Source organism: Streptomyces sp. NBC_00344 (assembly GCF_036088315.1).
In the GTDB taxonomy this organism is placed as follows: domain Bacteria; phylum Actinomycetota; class Actinomycetes; order Streptomycetales; family Streptomycetaceae; genus Streptomyces.
The window spans coordinates 3,376,897-3,394,444 of sequence record NZ_CP107996.1 but is presented as its reverse complement, the minus strand read 5'-3'; the positions used below and the strand labels follow the sequence as shown (position 1 = coordinate 3,394,444).

The window sequence follows — 17,548 nt, the reverse complement described above, 5'->3', positions numbered from 1 at the left end:
CTCTTCCCGTGCCCGGGGTGGCCGGTATAACGTGCCCCTGTTCCGGCGGCCTGCAAGGCTGTGACCAGTGATTGTTCGCCCATTCTTCGATTTACTTGGAAATCCAAGCAAAATCGCAGGTCAAATGGGGTTTCGCAGTTCTGCGACGCACTGGGTAACGTGCCTTTGACAGGGTGCTCGCCGGGGCACCTGTCACGCCTGTTCCCGGCCACATCGCACCCACCCCGTGCGGGGGTACGGATTTCAGGCGAGCCGCACTGGCCTTACCGGCAACCCCGGGGGCCGGACCGACGGAGGAGCACGCACGTGACCGTGGAGAGCAGTGCCGCGCGCAAGCCGCGACGCAGCAGCAAGCGAGCCGGCGCCGCAAGGACGCCTGAGCGCTCCGAGCCTCAGCTCGTACAGCTGCTGACGCCCGATGGCGAGCGCATCGAGCACCCCGACTATCAGGTGGATCTCACCCCCGAAGAGCTGCGTGGTCTGTACCGGGACATGGTCCTGACGCGTCGCTTCGACGCCGAGGCCACCGCCCTGCAGCGCCAGGGCGAACTCGGGCTGTGGGCTTCGCTGCTCGGTCAGGAGGCCGCTCAGATCGGCTCCGGCCGGGCGCTGAGGGACGACGACTACGTCTTCCCGACCTACCGTGAACACGGTGTCGCCTGGTGCCGGGGGGTCGATCCCACCAATCTGCTGGGCATGTTCCGCGGCGTGAACCACGGTGGCTGGGACCCCAGCACCAACAATTTCCATCTGTACACGATCGTGATCGGCTCGCAGACGCTGCACGCGACCGGCTATGCGATGGGCGTCGCCAAGGACGGCGCGGACTCCGCCGTTGTCGCCTACTTCGGTGACGGTGCGTCCAGCCAGGGCGATGTGGCGGAGGCGTTCACCTTCTCCGCGGTCTACAACGCCCCGGTGGTGTTCTTCTGCCAGAACAACCAGTGGGCGATCTCCGAGCCGACCGAGAAGCAGATGCGGGTGCCGCTCTACCAGCGCGCGCAGGGCTTCGGATTCCCCGGCGTCCGGGTCGACGGCAACGACGTACTCGCCTGCCTGGCCGTCACCCGGTCGGCGCTCGAGCGGGCCCGCAGGGGTGAGGGGCCCACGCTCGTCGAGGCGTACACGTATCGGATGGGTGCCCACACCACGTCCGACGACCCGACGAAGTACCGCACGGACGACGAGCGCCAGGCCTGGGAGGCCAAGGACCCGATCCAGCGGCTCAGGACGTATCTGGAGAAGGAGAAGATCGCCGACGAGGCGTTCTTCACCGGGCTCGAGGGTGAGAGCGAGACCCTCGGCAAGCGGGTGCGTGAGGCCGTACGGGCCATGCCGGACCCGGACTCGATGGCCATGTTCGAGAACACCCACGCCGACGGCCATGCCCTGGTCGACGAGGAGCGCGCGCAGTTCGCCGCCTACCAGGCGTCCTTCGCAGAGGAGGACAACTGATCATGGCTGCTACCAGCATGAGCATCGCCAAGGCGCTCAACGAGTCGCTGCGCAAGGCGCTCGACACCGACCCCAAGGTCCTGATCATGGGCGAGGACGTCGGCAAGCTCGGCGGCGTCTTCCGCATCACGGACGGTCTGCACAAGGACTTCGGCGAGGGACGTGTCATCGACACCCCGCTCGCCGAGTCCGGCATCGTCGGCACAGCCATCGGTCTGGCCCTGCGCGGTTACCGGCCGGTCGTCGAGATCCAGTTCGACGGCTTCGTCTTCCCCGCCTACGACCAGATCGTCACCCAGCTCGCGAAGATGCACGCCCGCGCGCTCGGCAAGATCAAGCTTCCGGTCGTCGTGCGCATTCCGTACGGCGGCGGCATCGGCGCGGTCGAGCACCACAGCGAGTCCCCCGAGGCCCTTTTCGCGCATGTCGCGGGACTGAAGGTGGTCTCGCCCTCCAACGCGTCGGACGCGTACTGGATGATGCAGCAGGCCATCCAGAGCGACGACCCGATCATCTTCTTCGAGCCGAAGCGGCGTTACTGGGACAAGGGTGAGGTCGACGTCGACGCGATCCCGCACCCGCTGCACAAGGCCAGGATCGCCCGTGCGGGGTCGGATCTGACGCTTGCCGCGTACGGTCCGATGGTGAAGGTCTGCCTGGAGGCGGCGGCCGCGGCGGCCGAGGAGGGCAAGTCCGTCGAGGTCGTCGATCTGCGCTCGATGTCGCCGATCGACTTCGACACCGTGCAGACCTCGGTCGAGAAGACCGGACGGCTGGTCGTGGTGCACGAGGCCCCGGTGTTCCTCGGCACGGGCTCGGAGATCGCCGCCCGGATCACCGAGCGGAGCTTCTACCGCCTGGAAGCACCGGTACTGAGGGTCGGCGGGTTCCACGCGCCGTACCCGCCGGCCCGCCTGGAGGACGAGTACCTGCCGGGCCTTGACCGGGTGCTCGACGCCGTCGACCGCTCGCTTGCGTACTGAGGAGCGCCGTGACCATGACTGATACAGCCACCCGCTTCCGAGAGTTCAAGATGCCCGACGTGGGCGAGGGACTCACCGAGGCGGAGATCCTCAAGTGGTACGTCGCCCCCGGCGACACCGTGACCGACGGCCAGGTGGTGTGCGAGGTCGAGACGGCCAAGGCCGCCGTCGAGCTGCCCATCCCGTTCGACGGGGTGGTGCACGAGCTGCGCTTCCCCGAAGGCACCACGGTCGATGTCGGCCAGGTGATCATCGCGGTTGACGTGGCACCGGGGTCCGGGCCCGCCGAGGCCGTGGCGGAGCCCGCGCCCGCCGTTCCGCAGCAGGCCGAGCAGGAGGCCCGCCCGGCTGCCCGCCAGCCGGTGCTCGTGGGATACGGGGTTGCCGAGTCCTCGACCAAGCGCCGCCCCCGCAAGAGCGCGCCCGCCGAACCGCCGGCCGCCCCCGAGGCGCCCCGTGCCGTGCCGCCGGCCGAAGCGCCCCGGGAGCAGCTGAACGGGCACACCACGGCGCGTCCGCTCGCCAAGCCCCCGGTCCGCAAGCTCGCCAAGGACCTGGGGATCGATCTGGCGACGGTCACGCCGTCAGGCCCGGACGGGATCATCACCCGCGAGGACGTGCACGCGGCGTCGGCACCCGACGCGCCGGAGCCAGTGCCGGCCCCGGAACCGGCCGCCGCGGTCACCGAGGTCACCGCGGTCAGCGGCGATGCCAGGGAGACCCGTATCCCGGTCAAGGGCGTACGGAAGGCCACCGCCCAGGCGATGGTCGGCAGCGCCTTCACGGCGCCGCATGTCACCGAGTTCGTCACGCTCGACGTCACCCGCACCATGAAGCTGGTCGCCGAGCTCAAGGAGTCCCCGGAGAAGTACGGCCTTGTCGGGGTGCGGGTGAACCCGCTGCTGCTGATCGCCAAGGCGCTGCTTGTCGCGATCAAGCGCAACCCGCAGGTCAACGCGGCCTGGGACGAGGCGAACCAGGAGATCGTGCAGAAGCACTACGTCAACCTGGGCATCGCCGCGGCCACCCCGCGCGGGCTGCTCGTCCCGAACATCAAGGACGCGCACACGATGGCGCTGCCCGAGCTGGGCGGGGCACTGGGCGAACTGGTCACCACGGCCCGGGAGGGCAAGACCTCACCCGCGGCGATGCAGGGCGGCACGGTGACCATCACCAATGTCGGCGTCTTCGGCGTCGACACCGGGACGCCGATCCTCAACCCGGGTGAGTCCGCGATCCTGGCGGTCGGTGCGATCAAGCTCCAGCCGTGGGTCCACAAGGGCAAGGTCAAGCCCCGTCAGGTGACCACGCTCGCGCTGTCCTTCGACCACCGGCTGGTCGACGGCGAGCTGGGTTCCAAGGTGCTCGCGGACGTCGCGGCGATCCTGGAGCAGCCGAAGCGCCTGATCACCTGGGCGTAGCCGGGCGCAGTGGCCTGCAGCCCAACGGCCCCCGGACGCGGTGTGCGTCCGGGGGCCGCGCCATGTCCGTACCCCCGCGGCAGCGAAAAGGCTCGGCGAAAACTCGGCGAAGGGCTCAGTGGGTGGGCGGCCGGTGTTCCAGCGTGGCGACGCTGGAGTAGATGCAGGTGCCGTTCTGCAGTGCAGAGATGAGCACGCGCATGCGTCCGGCCGAGTCGCTGGGGAGCGGGTCGGCGTGGATCCAGCAGGGGGCGTCGAATTCGGCATAGCGGGAGAAGACGGCATCCATGGCCATGACGATCACCGGCCGGGGATGGGCGAGCGCGTGCGCAGCCTGGCGTGTCGCCTCCAGCAGCAGCATCCCCGGGACGTGGTCGAGGGGATGGTCGAACAGGACCGGGTGGGCGAGGTCGACCCTCAACTGCATGCGGTTGGGGCTGTCCGTGGGGGAGAGGACGACATCCTCGAACCGCTCGCGGCCCACTTCGTGCGGGTTCATCGGCGAAGCCAGCGGGATCGCCCGCGCGGCGGCCACGGACACATCCGCGTACTGCCTGCGCAGCCGCTGGTAGACCGCCGGGGGCTGGTTGACGAAACTGGTCCGGGCGGTTCCCAGCCGGATGCCCTGTCGCATGAGATCCACTTGCATGTTCATCGAGGCCAGCCGGCTGCCGCGGCGAACCACATCGGCGCAGGAGACGCGCATCCCCACCGGGGCCGGGTCCTTGGTCGCGATCATGGCTGCGGGGTTGATGGTGTAGCGGAAGTGGGTCCATGCCTGGCGGTGCCCCATGGGCACGTCGAAGGCGGTGTGGCACAGCAACGGAACGGTCTGGCGGACCGATTCGGCCACGAGGAGCGGATCGTGCAGGCCGTGGGAGGGGCTGTAGAAGCTGTGCTGGTGCGGCCAGCGGGCGCCCACGCTGTAGACGTCACTGCCGTTCGGACGCCAGGCGGTGAGGAGGACTTCGGATCCCACTACCTTGTGTACGTACTCGCGCGGAACCTTGGTGGAGGTGCCGCGCGACGGTATCTGGGCAGGGCTGGGCGCTGTGATGGACATGAAAGTTCCCCCTGGAACATCTGTTGAGATGCAGCGGTAAAGGCTGCACCGGTAAACATAAAGAGTGTTCTTTTTTTAGGGTCAACGAGAAGCAAAGGCCGTGTCATGCCTTGACCATGGGTCGAGTGGGAGTGGAGAGCGGCGCCGATCCCCCGGCAAGCGGACTCGCGCATACCTCTTGTGCGGTAAGTCTTCGGTGGACCGGTGAGGCGTTGGCGCCGTTCGGTGCCGGCCGACCACTGGACCTTGGTGGAGGGTGTGGCGGTTCCGGGCCCGTCCAGATAACATAGAGATCGTTCTATTTTTTAGGAGAAGGTGCGATGGCAAAGCCGAAGCAGGAGCGAGCCGTCCAGACCCGCGAGGTGATCCTGCACGCGGCGGCGGAGGTCTTCGACGAGTACGGCTTCTCCGGCGCGAGCATCACGAAGATCCTCAAGCGGGCCGGAGCGACCGCCGGGGCCATGTACTTCCACTTCGAGTCCAAGGAGGGCCTGGCCCGGGCGGTGATGAACGCCCAGCCGGAGACCATCGTTCCCTGGCTGGACTCGACCGGCCTGCAACGGCTGGTGGACATCACGCTGACCTGGGCCCACCAGCTCCAGGTCGACCCGATGCTGCGGGCGGGTGTGCGACTCACCGGTGAACAGGGGACGTTCGGCAGTCAGGACGCCACCCCTTACAAGGCGTGGGTCGAGATCATGAAGGAATGCCTGCAGACCGCCGACGAGAAGGGCGAACTACTGCCGGGGGTGGAGCCCCAGGCGGTCGCCGGTTTCGTCGTGGATGCCTGCACCGGCATGCAGATGGTCGCCGAGGCGGTGAGCGGCCGCCGCGACCTTTCGGAGCGTGCCGTGCGCATGTGGCGGCTGCTGCTGCCGGGAATCGCCGTACCGTCCGTCGTAGCCCACACCGCCCTCGATCCGCAACGGGTGAAGGTGACCGTCGCGGACAGGGGCACGGTCACGGACACCGACGCCTCAGGCGCCGCACCCTCCTGAGCCCGGCATGCGGCGCCGGAACCGGGCGCGCGCCCCCGACCAGTCCGCCACCTCAACTGCCGGGACCCAAGGACCAGTTGAGGCGGCTGCGGGCCGCCGCCTGTACCGTGACCGCCGAAACGACAGCGCACCGGAACCGGTGGGCCAGAACCGTATGACGACATGACACTTCACGGGGGCAACACCATGGAGCTCGATCACCTCAGACTCGCCGCGGTCAACATCGACGGCGTCATGCTCAACGACACTTTCAGCCCGGTCATCCACCACTTCATCACCAGCCGGGGCGGCACGTACACGGCCGAGAGCGAGCGAGGCATCTTCTCGCAGCCGCAGCGCATCGCCTTCCAGCGCCTTGCCGCCGCCGTCGGCTCCCGAGCCACTGTCGCGGAGATGCGCGAGGCGTACTTCCAGGAGCGCGCGGAGTACCTGGAGACCCACCCCGTCGCTCTCACCGACGGAGCGGTCGAGCTGCTCCAGCGTCTGCGTGCGCTTGGCCTGCGGACCGTCTGCTACGGGGGTCTGGAGAAGGCCCACTTCGACAGCTTCCTGGGCGAGCACGCGGCGTTGTTCGACGGCCCCGGCTACGTCTGCACCAACGACTTCCGTCCGGGCATCCACGAGATCACCACCGAGGTCTTCGGTCTGCGGTACGACCAGGCCCTGTTCATCGACGATGTGGCGCGGGTGGCCGAGACCGCCAGGACGCTCGGCGTGCCCTTCATCGGCCACCCCAGCTCGTTCCAGCACAGCTTCCAGGAGCAGCTGATGCGGGAGGCAGGAACCCGCCACCTGGTGCGTTCGTTGCCGGCCATCGACGACGAGCTGCTGCGTGCGATCGATGCGGAGGCCGCAACCGGCGCCGTGTGGAGTGACCCGGCCGCTGTGTGACGGCCCTGCCCCGATCGGCTGTGCGGCTGTCCGCCGCACAGCGGTGGCGGCGAACCCTCTGACAACGCGGCCTGCTGCGCCCTTCGCGCGGTGGGGAACCGCATTCCTTACGACGTCATGCCCGCGGGCAGGGACGTACGGCTGAAATGAGATGGGCAATGAGCAGCGAGCAGGGCATGTTGGCCGGCAAGGTCGCGATGATCACGGGTGCTTCCAGCGGGATCGGCGCAGCCGCGGCCCGGCTGTTCGCACAGGAGGGGGCAGCCGTGGTGCTGATGGCGCGGCGGGAGGACCGGATCCGGGCACTCGTCGAGGAGATACGCGCCGACGGCGGCCGGGCGATGGCCGTAGCGGGAGACGTGGCACTGTCGGACGACGTCGAGCGTGTCGTCGAAGCCGGCGTCGATACCTTCGGCCATCTGGACGCTGCGTTCAACAACGCGGGCTGGGCCTCGTCCGGGACCGCACTGCACGAGATCAGTGACGAGGTCTTCGACCGCACGATGGATACCAACGTGAGGGGCGTGTGGAACTGCCTCCGCCACCAGGTCCCCGTGATGCTGAAGTCCGGCCGGGGTGGATCGGTCGTGAACACCTCCAGTGTCGCCGGGCTGCAGGCCACCGGTGCCTCGGCCGCCTATGTGGCCGCCAAGCATGCGGTGATCGGTCTGACGAAGGCGGCCGCTGCGGACTACGGCCTGCGGGGCATCCGCGCCAACGCCCTCGTCGTGGGGAGCACCCTCACCGAGATGATGCAGACCATCCTGGAGGAGACACCGGCGCTGGAGGAGAGTTTCGTCGCCCGCTCCGTCCAGAAGCGGATGGCCGCTCCACTGGAAGTGGCGCAGGCCGCGGCGTGGTTGTGCAGCGACCGCTCCTCCTATGTCACCGGAACGTCGATGGCGGTGGACGGCGGCGTGACCGGCGCCTGACGCATCCCGCATCCCGCATCCCGGTCCGGGACATCCGGTCCGGTCACCGCACGCGGACTCAGGCGGACCGCGTGCCGGCCATGGCCTCCGTGATGCGCTGCTCCTCGTGGGCGAGCCGGCTGTAGGCGCAGGCGGCGGAGACCAGCGTCATGTGATGGTGCCAGCCCGGAAACGAACGGCCCTCGAAGTTGAGCAGGCCGATGTCCCGCAGGCTTCGCAGGGTCTCGTCGGCGAGGGCGGGCAGTGCGGTGAGACCGAGCAGTTCGTCGGGGCGGCGGCGCAGCGCGTTGCTGATCCACAGCCGTGCGGGGCGTCCCGCTTCCGTCGCCCCGGTGAACAGGCGCAGGGCGGGCCGGGCCGACCTGCCGCTCGGGGAAGGACCCGCGAGCCGGACCAGCCCTGAGCGCATGTCGACCAGGCGCGGGAGAGCCCCGGATGCGTTCACGGTGGTGTGCACAGCGAGACTCCGGTCGAGGCCGCGGAAGTGCCGGGCGCTCACCGCGAGTGGCTCCGTGCGGTGTTGACGGCCGTCCTGGGCGCAGGGCAGCAGGGGAAGCGAGTCGGGCACCTCGAAGACGAACTCCTGCTGCCGCCTGCCCAGCTCATGGATGAGCGTGGAGAGTTGCGGGTAGTCGCGCGCGTCCGCCACGAGAGGCGGAACCGCGCTGGAGGTGCGTGCGGCCAGGGCGTCGGCCATCTCAAGGATGTGGGACCCCAGCGGGCGGTGGCCGACGGAGTCGGGAATGCGGGCGCGCCGGCGCAGGTGGAGGTCGCCGGACCACTGCTCGGGCAGGTGCAGACGCCAGTCGACGGGGACGGCCGACCGTTCGGTGGCGAGGAAGAGCCCCACTCCTGCCTGGCAGTTGACGGTGCGTCCGCTCTCCGGGAGGAAGCGGCGGTGTACGCCCACGGAGTGCTGCCCCCGCTTGGGCTGTACCGACAGGCCCACCGTCCAGGCCTTCACCTTTGCCCGCTGCTCGGTCCAGCGGGCCAGCTCGGCCAGGACCGGGTCCCACTCCCAGGGGCTGGCGTTGATGAACTGCTGGAGTGACTGGGCGGCGGATTCTGGCAGGGCGAGGCGGCGTACCGATTTCCTGCCCGGTGCGCTGAGCAGGCCCTGCAGATAGGTGAGCGCCCACCGGCGCTGGTCGGCCCGCGGCAGGTGCCTGAAGAGGTCATCGGCGAACGAGGAGATCTGTTCGGGGCTCCGAGATGCCTGAAGTGTTCCGTGTGCGGACATGGTGGTTCCCTCCTGGGCTCGCCCCCGGTGGCGCACTCACCCTTGAATAATACAGAACGATCGCTTTATTTATATCCCCCGTGGCTCCGACTGCAGACTTCAGGCCATCAGGGGTGGAGTCGGTGCATCTTCGGCAAGTCGGCGTTGTGGCGCGTCCGGTCACCGGTTCACGCTTGCGGTCTCACTGACCGGGCCGGTCGGAGGGTCGACCGGGCTGCGTGGCTGACTGCGCCGACCCGACGCCGCGCTGCCGCCAGGGCGGTTGCTGTCACCCTCCGGCCGCCGGCGCTTATTCCGAGGAGGGCAACGGTGAAACAGGAGAGAGCGGCACGTACGCGCAGAGTGCTCGTCCGGGCCGCTGCTGAAGAACTCGACCGCAACGGCTACGAGGGAACCTCGCTCGTTCGGATCTGCAGGACCGCCGAGGTGTCCATGGGGGCTCTGACCTTCCACTTCTCCACCAAGAGCCAGGTGGCCGACGAGGTGCAGGCGCAGGGGCGCGCCGCCACCTGTGGGCTGGTCGCCCAGGTGGTCGCGGCCCAGGGCCCGGCGCTGCGCTCGGTGATGGAACTGACGGTCGGGCTTGCCGGGTTGCTGGACCGGGACGTCACGGTGCGCTCGGCCGCGAGGCTCTCGCGGGAGCGTCCCGGAGAGGCTGCCGACTGGGGTTCGGCCTGGCTGCCCGTGGTGCGGGAACTGCTGGAGCGGGCCGGCAGGGACGGAGAGCTTCAACCGGCCACACGGCCCCGCACCCTGGAGGCTCTCGTCGCCTATCTGATGGCAGGCGCTGAGGCGCACATTCGCGCCTGCGCCGACGGAACGGAGTCCGCGCTTCCCGACGCGGGAGCCCAGCTGGAGCAGATCTGGCAGCTGTTCCAGCAGGGCGCCGTGCCTGCCCGCTGAGCTTCCCGTTGGATCGCCGAGGTGACGGGTAGCCCCCCGGGCACTTCGCAACAGGCTCTCTCTGCCCTAGAAAACAAAGCGAACATTCTGTATTGTCTTCCGCAGGCGCAGGACCCGTAGCACTTCAGCCTGGTGCTGCACCCTGCACGCCGGAGACCGTCAGAGCTCCAGGGGGGGGACCTATGCACTATCCGGCCGCGGCGCAGTTTCTGCGCACCGCGATTCCCGACGTCATCCGCTCGTACCAGGCCGCGCTGCGCGCAGTCCACAGTCCGCTGGCCATGCGCAAGGAGGCGTGGCCGACGTGCCGCGACCAGGCGCGGGCGATCGTGGAGGACTGCATCACGGCGCTGGCGGGAGAGCAGCCGTCGGATCCGGTGGAAGCCCGGAGGTGCTCGCGTCTCGTGGGTGCCGACCACGCTCTGCAGGGAATCGCGGTGGCGGAGTCGGTCCGCGCGGTGGAAATCCTGTGGAACGCGATGCAGCCCATCCTCCGTACCGCGGTGCAGTACGAGGCGTCGGCCCGGCGGACCTCCGCGCTGCTGGAGATCAGCACCGTCTTCCGCTCCAGTACCGGAAACCGTCTCTACGCCGGGGTCCGCGGCTACGCCGACGCGGTCAACCGGGCCTCCCGCATGCCCATGAGCAACAAGGCCGGTGGGAGTGCGGCGCCTGTTCGGACGGCGGTCAGTACGGACTTGTCCGGGCGGGAGCGTGAGGTTCTCGAAAGAGTCGCAAGGGCGCTGACCAACGGTCAGATAGCCCGCGAACTCGGGATCGAGACGGCAACCGTGAAGCGCCACCTGAACAACATCTACGGGAAGTTGCAGGCGGGCTCCCGCATCGACGCCGTCAACAAGGCGTTCGGGCGGGTCTGAACCGGGTTGATCCGGACAGGGGCGGCCGCCACCGCGTGGCGGGAGGCGAACGGCCGGCCTCGGCCGATCTCCTGCGAGGTCGGCTCCAGAAGCTCAATGACCTTGTCTCAAAACTTAGTTGGGGGTGTGCCATGGCGGACGTAGTGGTGGTGGGCGGCGGCCCGGTCGGACTGTTGCTGGCGTGTGAGCTGCGACTGGCCGGGGCGGACGCGCTGGTGCTGGACAAGATGACCGAGCGGGCGCCGTACTCGAAGGCGCTCGGCATGCACGCGCGGACCCTGGAGGTGCTGGACCAGCGCGGGATCGCCGACCGGTTCCTGGCCGGCCGCAAGCGGGCACCCACCACGCACTTCGCCGGGCTGCGGCCCCTGGAACTGGCCGCGTTCGACACCCGCCACCCGTACATGGTGCTCATTCCGCAGGCGGAATCCGAGCGGTTGCTCAGCGAGCGTGCCGTCGAGCTGGGGGTGGAGATCCGGTACGGCACCGAGGTCACCGGCCTCGCGCAGGACGCCGACGGGGTGGATGTCGAGGTGTCGGGCGGCCCGCCGCTGCGGGCGAAGTACGTGGTGGGCTGCGACGGAAGCCGGAGTACGGTGCGCCGGCTGCTCGGCGTGGACTTCCCCGGCACACCGGCCACGCTCACCGCGATGATCGCCGACGTGACGCTGGCCGACCCGCCGTCCCGGCCGCAGCTGCTGGGCAGGTACCCCGGCGGGCAGGCCGGCGTGCTCGAGTTCGAGCCGGGTCTGTACCGGGCGATGACCATCGAGTTCGACAAGGTGCTCGACCGGGACGTGCCGGTGACCTTCGACGAGTTCACGACCACCTTCCGGCGGATCGCCGGAAACGACCACGGCATGGTCGAGTCGGGCCGGGTCTCCCGGTTCGGCGACGCCGCCCGGCAGGCGGCGCGCTACCGGGTGGGCCGGGCGTTCCTGGCCGGCGACGCCGCGCACATCCACAACCCGTCCGGTGGGCAGGGGCTGAACCTCGGCATGCAGGACGCGGTCAACCTCGGCTGGAAACTGGCCGCGGCGGTGCGTGGGCAAGGGTCGGCCGAGTTGCTGGACAGCTACCACGCCGAGCGTCATCCGGTCGGCAAGCGCGTGCTGGACAACACGCATGCGCAGGTCGCCCTGAGCCGCCCCGGCCATGCGGTGGACGCCCTGCGCGAGCTGGTCGCCGAGCTGATCCCCGACGCCACGGTGAATCGCTACCTCACCGGCATGGTCAGCTCGCTGGACGTCCGCTACCCCATCGCCGGCGCGCACCCGCTGACCGGAGCGCGCGTGCCGGACGTGGACATCAAGACGTCCGACGGTGATCTGACGCTGTATCAACTAATGCACTCCGCACGGGGCTTGCTGATCGATCTGTCCGATGACACCGCGCTGCGCGGCGTCGCGGAGGGCTGGGCCGACAGGGTTGACATCGTGTCGGCGCACCCATCGGACCAGCGCCTGGACGGGGTGGACGCGGTGCTCGTACGCCCCGACGGTCATGTGGCCTGGGCGTCCCCTACCGATGTGGACCTGCCCGGCGCGCTGACCGCTTGGTTCGGCCCGGCGCGCTGACTGCCTCCGCCCGACACCCGTACCGACCATCACCACAGGAGCACCCATGTCACTCATTCCCGACAGCCATATCGACCTGCTGGACCGCCCCCTGTTCGGGCACCTGGCCACCATCAGGCCCGACGGCACACCGCACGTGAACCCGGTCTGGTACGAGTGGGACGGCGAGCTGCTGTGGTTCACCACCTCCACCGACCGGTTCAAGTACCGCAACGTGACCAAGAACCCGCAGGTCTCCGTGTCCGTCAACGACCCGGACCAGCCCTACAGGTACCTCGAAGTGCGCGGTGTCGTGGACCGGGTGGAGTCCGACCCCTCGGCGGCCGGCTTCTTCCGGCTCGCCGACCGTTACGGGCTGCACCTGGACGCCCCCGTGGACGAGGAGGACCCCAGCCGCGTCATGTTCGGCGTCAAGCCGCACCACACGACCTACCAGTGACCCGCCCCGTACCACCGGACGATGCCGGAAACTGCGGTTCGCCCGGTAATCGAGGTGCGCAAAACCGCGCCGCAGCCGGATAGCGCATGGATTTACCGAGTAAGCAGTGCAATCCACTGAACGCAGAAAACAGTCGCTGCATCCTAGGGTGCAGTTCCGGCCCATGAGACCGAAAACCTGCTGGGAACGCCATAACCTTCAGGTGTGGTCGAGAGATTGGCTGAGTTCATCGGCCCGAGTCGCAGTGCAGCGACCTCTCTCCAGCCATCTCTGCTTGATCGGTAGTGGCCCCGCAGTCGGAACACTCAAGACGCACGCATTCCCGGCGGTATCGCAGTATCACCGGTCGCGGGATTCCCTGGATTGCGGCAAGGCCTGAAATTCGCCCGGATTCACTGGTCTCCAGGGCACACAGCGGAAGGAAAAAATCAGTATGGAGCTCAGGACGGATCGTCTGTCGGGTCTGGGGGACTACTTCGGCCGTTTGACGGACGAAGGAAGGATCCCCGGATGGTCCTGCATGGTTTCCCAGTACGGAGAGACCACGTACGAGTCCGCAGGCGGCATGGCGAACATCGCCGCAGGTATCCCGATGCAGGCGGACAGCATCTTCCGCACGTGGTCGCTGAGCAAGCCGATGACGTCGGTCGCCTTCATGACCCTCGTCGAGAAGGGCCTGGTCGGGCTGAACGACCCGGTGGCGGACTATCTGCCCGCCTTCGAGAACCTCCGCGTCTACCGTGCCGGCCTGCCCGCGGCCCCCATCACCGAGGGGCTCGTGGAGCCCATGCGGATCTGGCACCTGCTGACCCACACCTCGGGCCTCGGCTACGGCGCGCACCAGTCGCACGCGGTGGACACGCTCTATGTGAACGAGGGTTACACCGTGGAGGCGCCTCCCGGCGCCGACCTCGCCGAAGCCGTCGAGAAGTGGGCGTCCTTCCCGCTGCGCTTCCAGCCGGGCACCGCCTGGAACTACGGCGTGAGCACCGATGTACTCGGCCGGGTCATCGAGGTGATCTCCGGCAAGCGCCTCGATGTCTACATGAAGGAGTCGCTGTTCGAGCCGCTGGGCCTGCACGACACCGACTTCCGGGTGGACGCCAGTAAGAAGGACCGTTACGCGGAGATCTACAGCCCGACCGCCGACGGCATCGAGCACAACGCGCCGGCGAGCGTCTACAACACCGACGATCCGGTCTTCATGTCCGGCGGCGGCGGTATCTACACCACCGTCGCGGACTACATGGAGTTCCTCGGCATGCTGGCGAACAACGGCAGGATCCGGGGCACGTCCGACTACGTCCTGTCGCCCCTGACCGTCGAGTCGGTCCGCAGCAACCACCTGCCGGGGAACGTCCCGCTCGGCGCCGGTTTCGGCACCTGGCCCGTTCCCGCCGTCAACGAGCTGATGCCGGCCGCCGGCTTCGGGCTGGGCTTCATGACCGTGGTGTCGCCGCAGGAGAGCCACATGCTGACCCGCGAGGGCGAGTACTTCTGGCTCTCGATGAGCAGTTCCAACTTCTTCGTCGACCCCGCGTCGGGCGTTGCCGCGCTCATTTCTCCGCAGCTCTACCCGTCGCGCACCCTTCCGATCACGAACCGCCTTCGGCAATTCGTGTACCAGGCCTATTGCTGAGCGCGGAACAGCCGCGCTGAGACGAGGTTGATCGATGAGTATCCACTCCCCTGTGACGCTCGAAGCCCTGGAGATCCCGAGACAGGATCCCGGACGTGCCGAGCGCCATGAAGGCCCGTCATCCGTCGCAGTCTCACTCAGGTGGGGTGACGTCGATTCGTACGGGCACGTCAACAACTGCGAAATCGTGCGGATCATCGAGGAGGCCCGCATGAGATGGCTGATGCCGAGTGGCGCATTCGACGGGGAAACGGCAGTGGTCGCGTCCCACGAGATCGGTTACCTGAGACCTCTTCAGTACTCGCTCGAACCGGTTGATGTCGAGGTGTGGACGTCGAATGTCAGGCGTTCCAGCTTCGAGTTCAACTTCCGAGTTCTCGACAGCGAGAAGAAGGTGAGCGTCAAAGCGGTGAGCAGGATGGTGATGTTCGACCTGGAGAAGCAGGAGTGCTACGCCATCGGCCCCTCGCTGCGAAAGCACCTCGGCGATGCCTCCAGGGAACGCCTCTAGCCCCGCCCTTCGGTGACCCGCCCGCGCCATTCGGTTCGCGAATTCCGGCTCCATCCGACGAGAAAAAAGATTGAGGAATAGTCCATGGCGACTGTGGACGTAAAGTCTCCACCGCGCGAAATCCAATCCACGATGGGCCCGCTCGGGCTGGCCACGGTGCTGATCGCGGCCGCACTGACCATGATTGACGCGTCCATCGTCAATGTGGCGCTGCCGTCGATCCAGAAGACCCTCCACACCGGTACCTCGGTGTCGCAGTTCATTGTCAGCGGCTACGTCATCGCGTATGCGATCTTCCTGGTCCTGGGCGGCAAGCTCGGCGACCGTTACGGCCGTCGGCGCATGCTGCAGATCGGCATCGTGTCCTTCACCATCGCTTCCCTGGCCTGCGGGCTGGCTCCCAGCATCGGATTCCTCATCGGAGCCCGTGTGGTGCAGGGCGTGGCGGCGGCGATCCTGCTACCGCAGGGACTCTCCACCATCCAGACATCGCTGGCCGAAGGCGCCAAGACCCGCGCCGTCGGACTGTACGGAGCCATCGGCGGGCTCTCGGCCGCGGCCGGTCAGCTGATCGGTGGCGTACTCGTCTGGGCGGACATCGCCGGACTCGACTGGCGGCCGATCTTCCTGGTCAACGTCCCGCTCGGGATTCTGGCCATGATCGGGACGCAGGCGCAGGTACCCAACACCAAGGCTGCCGGCGGCCAGACGATGGACATCGTCGGCACCGTGCTGCTGGGCGGCGGCATCCTTTCGCTGCTGATCCCGCTCAGCCTCGGGCGGCGGGAGGGCTGGCCACTGTGGTGCTGGGCGCTGATCCTGCTCTCCGTCGTCGCCGGTGTGGTGCTGTGGCGCTACGAGCGCGGGATGGAGGGGCGCGGACGCACCCCGCTGATTCCGCCCTCGCTGGTCCGTATCCGTCCGGTCAACCGCGGTCTGCTGATTCTCGGCAGCGGATTCCTGGTCTTCAGTGGATTCTCCTTCGCCGCCCCGCTGGCGCTGCAGAACGGCAACGGCATGAGCGCGGTGGAATCGGGCCTCTCCATGGCACCGCTGGCGGTGGGAGCGTTCCTGGGCTCGATGCGGGCGCCGAAGCTGATGGGCCGGATCGGAGTGCGGACCGTGCAGGTCGGCACAGGTGTCCAGATGGTCGGACTGATCCTGCTGATCGCAGGCGTCAGGCTGTGGTGGCCGGACGTGCGGTTCTACGAGCTGATCGTGCCGATGTTCCTGATCGGCGCCGGAAACGGCCTCTTCATTCCCCCGGTCTTCCGCGCGATTCTCTCCTCGCTCCCCCCGGACCAGGCCGGAGCGGGCAGCGGGATTCTGTCCACCACGCAGCAGACCGCGATCGCCGCAGGCACCGCGGTGCTGGGGGCGGTATTCATCTCCGTCAGCGCCGGCAGCGGCATGAATCTGGGATTCGTGATCGTCACCGCTGTCTATCTGGTGGTGGGCGCACTGATCTGCCTCCTCGGCGGTGCGGCCCTGAGCCAGAAGACCAGCGACTGAACTCATCCACGCACGGCCATCGCAAGCCCGTCCTCCGTATCCCGGAAAGCAGGGAAGGCAGACATGTTCATAGGAGATCTGTTCCTCAACGGCAATGCAGTGTCCTACCCGGCCCGGCGGGTTCCGGTGGACGAGGCTCTGTCGGAAGGGCTCATCAGCGACTACGACGAGACCCTCGGGAACCCGAGCGTGCCGGTCTTCGAAGAGGAGGCTCCGGCCGCGTTCATGGCCGTCGACGCACTGCGTTCGGCACTGAAGTCCGGCGGCACCGACCCCGCCGACATCGGCTTCCTCGTGCACTGCGGCTGGTGGCACCAGGGCTTCGACATCTGGAGCGCGGCACATTACGTGGCGCACCAGAACGACGCGCTGAGTGCCGTCCCGATGAATCTGTCCCAGGGCTGCAACGCGCCCATGGCGGCACTTGAGCTCATCACCAGGTCGATGCGTGCCGACGCGTCGATCAAGGTGTCCGCGGTCACGACGGCCGACGCGATGCGGCTTCCGCAGGTGGACCGCTGGAATCTGAACTACGGCTGCGTGCACGGCGATGCCGGAACCGCCCTGCTCGTCTCCCGTGAGCCGGCCGAGCGGAATTCCTTCCGCATCCTGTCGATCGCCAGTAAGGCCGCCCCGGAGCTCGAAGAGATGAACAGGGCCGGGTTCGAACCGACTCCCGGCCCCGCTCTGCGAGAAGGCGGCACAGTAGATCTCAAGGCGGCCAAGAAGGCGTATCTCACGGAATACGGCATGGGCGGATTCATCGAGAGGTCCAGCGCGTCGCTGATCGGATGCGTCACCCAGGCCCTCGAAGAAGCCGGCCTCGACGGCAGTGAGGACCGCATCCGCGCCGTATCGGTACCACGGTTGAGCGGCAAGATCTTCGAAACCGTGTACCGCGCGCAACTGTCCCCCTTCTTCGGCAACGGAAAGCTGAAGTGGTGGGGAGACCGGACGGCCCATCTCGGCGTCGCCGATGTGGGCGCGAACATCGAGGACATGTACCACGACCCGGCGCTGGAACCCGGCGACATCTGCATCGTCGTGAATGCCGGTGGTGGCTATACGTGGTCGTGCCTCGTACTGGAGTCGGTGTCCTGAAAAAC

The 17,548-nt window shown here is 67.9% G+C and carries 16 protein-coding genes; 14 read left to right on the top strand and 2 right to left on the bottom strand.

Annotated features, from left to right (window positions below; translation table 11 throughout):
* Nucleotides 1-306: 306 nt before the first annotated feature.
* The 3 genes from pdhA to OHS16_RS15245 are packed head-to-tail and all read left to right on the top strand — an operon-like array spanning nucleotide 307 to nucleotide 3,859.
* Nucleotides 307-1,455: a pyruvate dehydrogenase (acetyl-transferring) E1 component subunit alpha gene (gene pdhA / locus OHS16_RS15255; protein ID WP_328537756.1), complete on the top strand. Its 1,149-nt coding sequence runs from the start codon at nucleotides 307-309 to the stop codon at nucleotides 1,453-1,455.
* A 2-nt stretch (nucleotides 1,456-1,457) separates the two neighbouring features.
* Nucleotides 1,458-2,438, top strand: a complete 981-nt coding sequence (locus OHS16_RS15250; RefSeq protein ID WP_328537755.1) for an alpha-ketoacid dehydrogenase subunit beta — start codon at nucleotides 1,458-1,460, stop codon at nucleotides 2,436-2,438.
* Nucleotides 2,439-2,452: 14 nt separating this feature from the next.
* Nucleotides 2,453-3,859, top strand: a complete 1,407-nt coding sequence (locus OHS16_RS15245; protein WP_328537754.1) for a dihydrolipoamide acetyltransferase family protein — start codon at nucleotides 2,453-2,455, stop codon at nucleotides 3,857-3,859.
* Nucleotides 3,860-3,974: 115 nt separating this feature from the next.
* On the opposite strand, the gene OHS16_RS15240 is transcribed toward OHS16_RS15245, so the two are convergent.
* Nucleotides 3,975-4,922, bottom strand: coding sequence for a ScbA/BarX family gamma-butyrolactone biosynthesis protein (locus OHS16_RS15240; RefSeq protein ID WP_328537753.1), 948 nt, complete (start codon nucleotides 4,920-4,922; stop codon nucleotides 3,975-3,977).
* Between the two features lie 320 nt (nucleotides 4,923-5,242).
* On the opposite strand from OHS16_RS15240, the gene OHS16_RS15235 reads away from it, so the two are divergent.
* The 3 genes from OHS16_RS15235 to OHS16_RS15225 all read left to right on the top strand — a co-directional run bounded on the left by OHS16_RS15235 (nucleotide 5,243) and on the right by OHS16_RS15225 (nucleotide 7,743).
* The gene (locus tag OHS16_RS15235; RefSeq protein WP_328537752.1) at nucleotides 5,243-5,920 is read left to right on the top strand and encodes a ScbR family autoregulator-binding transcription factor; all 678 of its coding nucleotides are present in this window, start codon (nucleotides 5,243-5,245) and stop codon (nucleotides 5,918-5,920) included.
* Between the two features lie 162 nt (nucleotides 5,921-6,082).
* Nucleotides 6,083-6,811 (top strand): HAD family hydrolase, encoded by a 729-nt coding sequence (locus tag OHS16_RS15230; RefSeq protein WP_328537751.1) that lies wholly within the window; start codon nucleotides 6,083-6,085, stop codon nucleotides 6,809-6,811.
* Between the two features lie 158 nt (nucleotides 6,812-6,969).
* The gene (locus OHS16_RS15225) at nucleotides 6,970-7,743 is read left to right on the top strand and encodes an SDR family NAD(P)-dependent oxidoreductase (protein WP_328537750.1); all 774 of its coding nucleotides are present in this window, start codon (nucleotides 6,970-6,972) and stop codon (nucleotides 7,741-7,743) included.
* A gap of 58 nt (nucleotides 7,744-7,801) precedes the next feature.
* Here OHS16_RS15225 and OHS16_RS15220 read toward each other — a convergent pair whose 3' ends face one another.
* Complete coding sequence (locus OHS16_RS15220; protein ID WP_328537749.1) at nucleotides 7,802-8,983, bottom strand: IS701 family transposase; 1,182 nt, start codon at nucleotides 8,981-8,983, stop codon at nucleotides 7,802-7,804.
* Nucleotides 8,984-9,292: 309 nt separating this feature from the next.
* On the opposite strand from OHS16_RS15220, the gene OHS16_RS15215 reads away from it, so the two are divergent.
* The 8 genes from OHS16_RS15215 (at nucleotide 9,293) to OHS16_RS15180 (ending at nucleotide 17,543) form a co-directional block, all read left to right on the top strand.
* Complete coding sequence (locus tag OHS16_RS15215; RefSeq protein ID WP_328537748.1) at nucleotides 9,293-9,886, top strand: TetR/AcrR family transcriptional regulator; 594 nt, start codon at nucleotides 9,293-9,295, stop codon at nucleotides 9,884-9,886.
* Between the two features lie 182 nt (nucleotides 9,887-10,068).
* Complete coding sequence (locus OHS16_RS15210) at nucleotides 10,069-10,764, top strand: response regulator transcription factor (RefSeq protein ID WP_328537747.1); 696 nt, start codon at nucleotides 10,069-10,071, stop codon at nucleotides 10,762-10,764.
* A 131-nt stretch (nucleotides 10,765-10,895) separates the two neighbouring features.
* Complete coding sequence (locus tag OHS16_RS15205; protein ID WP_328537746.1) at nucleotides 10,896-12,341, top strand: FAD-dependent monooxygenase; 1,446 nt, start codon at nucleotides 10,896-10,898, stop codon at nucleotides 12,339-12,341.
* A 46-nt stretch (nucleotides 12,342-12,387) separates the two neighbouring features.
* Nucleotides 12,388-12,780 carry a PPOX class F420-dependent oxidoreductase gene (locus OHS16_RS15200; protein ID WP_328537745.1) on the top strand — a complete coding sequence of 131 codons (393 nt, stop codon included), beginning with the start codon at nucleotides 12,388-12,390 and terminating at the stop codon, nucleotides 12,778-12,780.
* A 433-nt stretch (nucleotides 12,781-13,213) separates the two neighbouring features.
* Nucleotides 13,214-14,419 (top strand): serine hydrolase domain-containing protein, encoded by a 1,206-nt coding sequence (locus tag OHS16_RS15195; RefSeq protein ID WP_328537744.1) that lies wholly within the window; start codon nucleotides 13,214-13,216, stop codon nucleotides 14,417-14,419.
* 34 nt (nucleotides 14,420-14,453) lie between these two features.
* Nucleotides 14,454-14,930: an acyl-CoA thioesterase gene (locus OHS16_RS15190; RefSeq protein ID WP_328537743.1), complete on the top strand. Its 477-nt coding sequence runs from the start codon at nucleotides 14,454-14,456 to the stop codon at nucleotides 14,928-14,930.
* 84 nt (nucleotides 14,931-15,014) lie between these two features.
* Nucleotides 15,015-16,442, top strand: a complete 1,428-nt coding sequence (locus OHS16_RS15185) for an MFS transporter (RefSeq protein WP_328537742.1) — start codon at nucleotides 15,015-15,017, stop codon at nucleotides 16,440-16,442.
* 63 nt (nucleotides 16,443-16,505) lie between these two features.
* The gene (locus tag OHS16_RS15180; protein WP_328537741.1) at nucleotides 16,506-17,543 is read left to right on the top strand and encodes a hypothetical protein; all 1,038 of its coding nucleotides are present in this window, start codon (nucleotides 16,506-16,508) and stop codon (nucleotides 17,541-17,543) included.
* Nucleotides 17,544-17,548 lie beyond the last annotated feature (5 nt).

Coding starts and splice junctions, on each gene's coding strand:
- OHS16_RS15230 (WP_328537751.1), top strand. CDS start 6,083: ATGACACTTCACGGGGGCAACACCATGGAGCTCGATCACCTCAGACTC.
- OHS16_RS15190 (WP_328537743.1), top strand. CDS start 14,454: ATGAGTATCCACTCCCCTGTGACGCTCGAAGCCCTGGAGATCCCGAGA.
- OHS16_RS15210 (WP_328537747.1), top strand. CDS start 10,069: ATGCACTATCCGGCCGCGGCGCAGTTTCTGCGCACCGCGATTCCCGAC.
- OHS16_RS15205 (WP_328537746.1), top strand. CDS start 10,896: ATGGCGGACGTAGTGGTGGTGGGCGGCGGCCCGGTCGGACTGTTGCTG.
- OHS16_RS15250 (WP_328537755.1), top strand. CDS start 1,458: ATGGCTGCTACCAGCATGAGCATCGCCAAGGCGCTCAACGAGTCGCTG.
- OHS16_RS15185 (WP_328537742.1), top strand. CDS start 15,015: ATGGCGACTGTGGACGTAAAGTCTCCACCGCGCGAAATCCAATCCACG.
- OHS16_RS15220 (WP_328537749.1), bottom strand. CDS start 8,983: ATGTCCGCACACGGAACACTTCAGGCATCTCGGAGCCCCGAACAGATC.
- OHS16_RS15180 (WP_328537741.1), top strand. CDS start 16,506: ATGTTCATAGGAGATCTGTTCCTCAACGGCAATGCAGTGTCCTACCCG.
- OHS16_RS15240 (WP_328537753.1), bottom strand. CDS start 4,922: ATGTCCATCACAGCGCCCAGCCCTGCCCAGATACCGTCGCGCGGCACC.
- OHS16_RS15245 (WP_328537754.1), top strand. CDS start 2,453: ATGACTGATACAGCCACCCGCTTCCGAGAGTTCAAGATGCCCGACGTG.
- OHS16_RS15225 (WP_328537750.1), top strand. CDS start 6,970: ATGAGCAGCGAGCAGGGCATGTTGGCCGGCAAGGTCGCGATGATCACG.
- OHS16_RS15195 (WP_328537744.1), top strand. CDS start 13,214: ATGGAGCTCAGGACGGATCGTCTGTCGGGTCTGGGGGACTACTTCGGC.
- OHS16_RS15235 (WP_328537752.1), top strand. CDS start 5,243: ATGGCAAAGCCGAAGCAGGAGCGAGCCGTCCAGACCCGCGAGGTGATC.
- OHS16_RS15200 (WP_328537745.1), top strand. CDS start 12,388: ATGTCACTCATTCCCGACAGCCATATCGACCTGCTGGACCGCCCCCTG.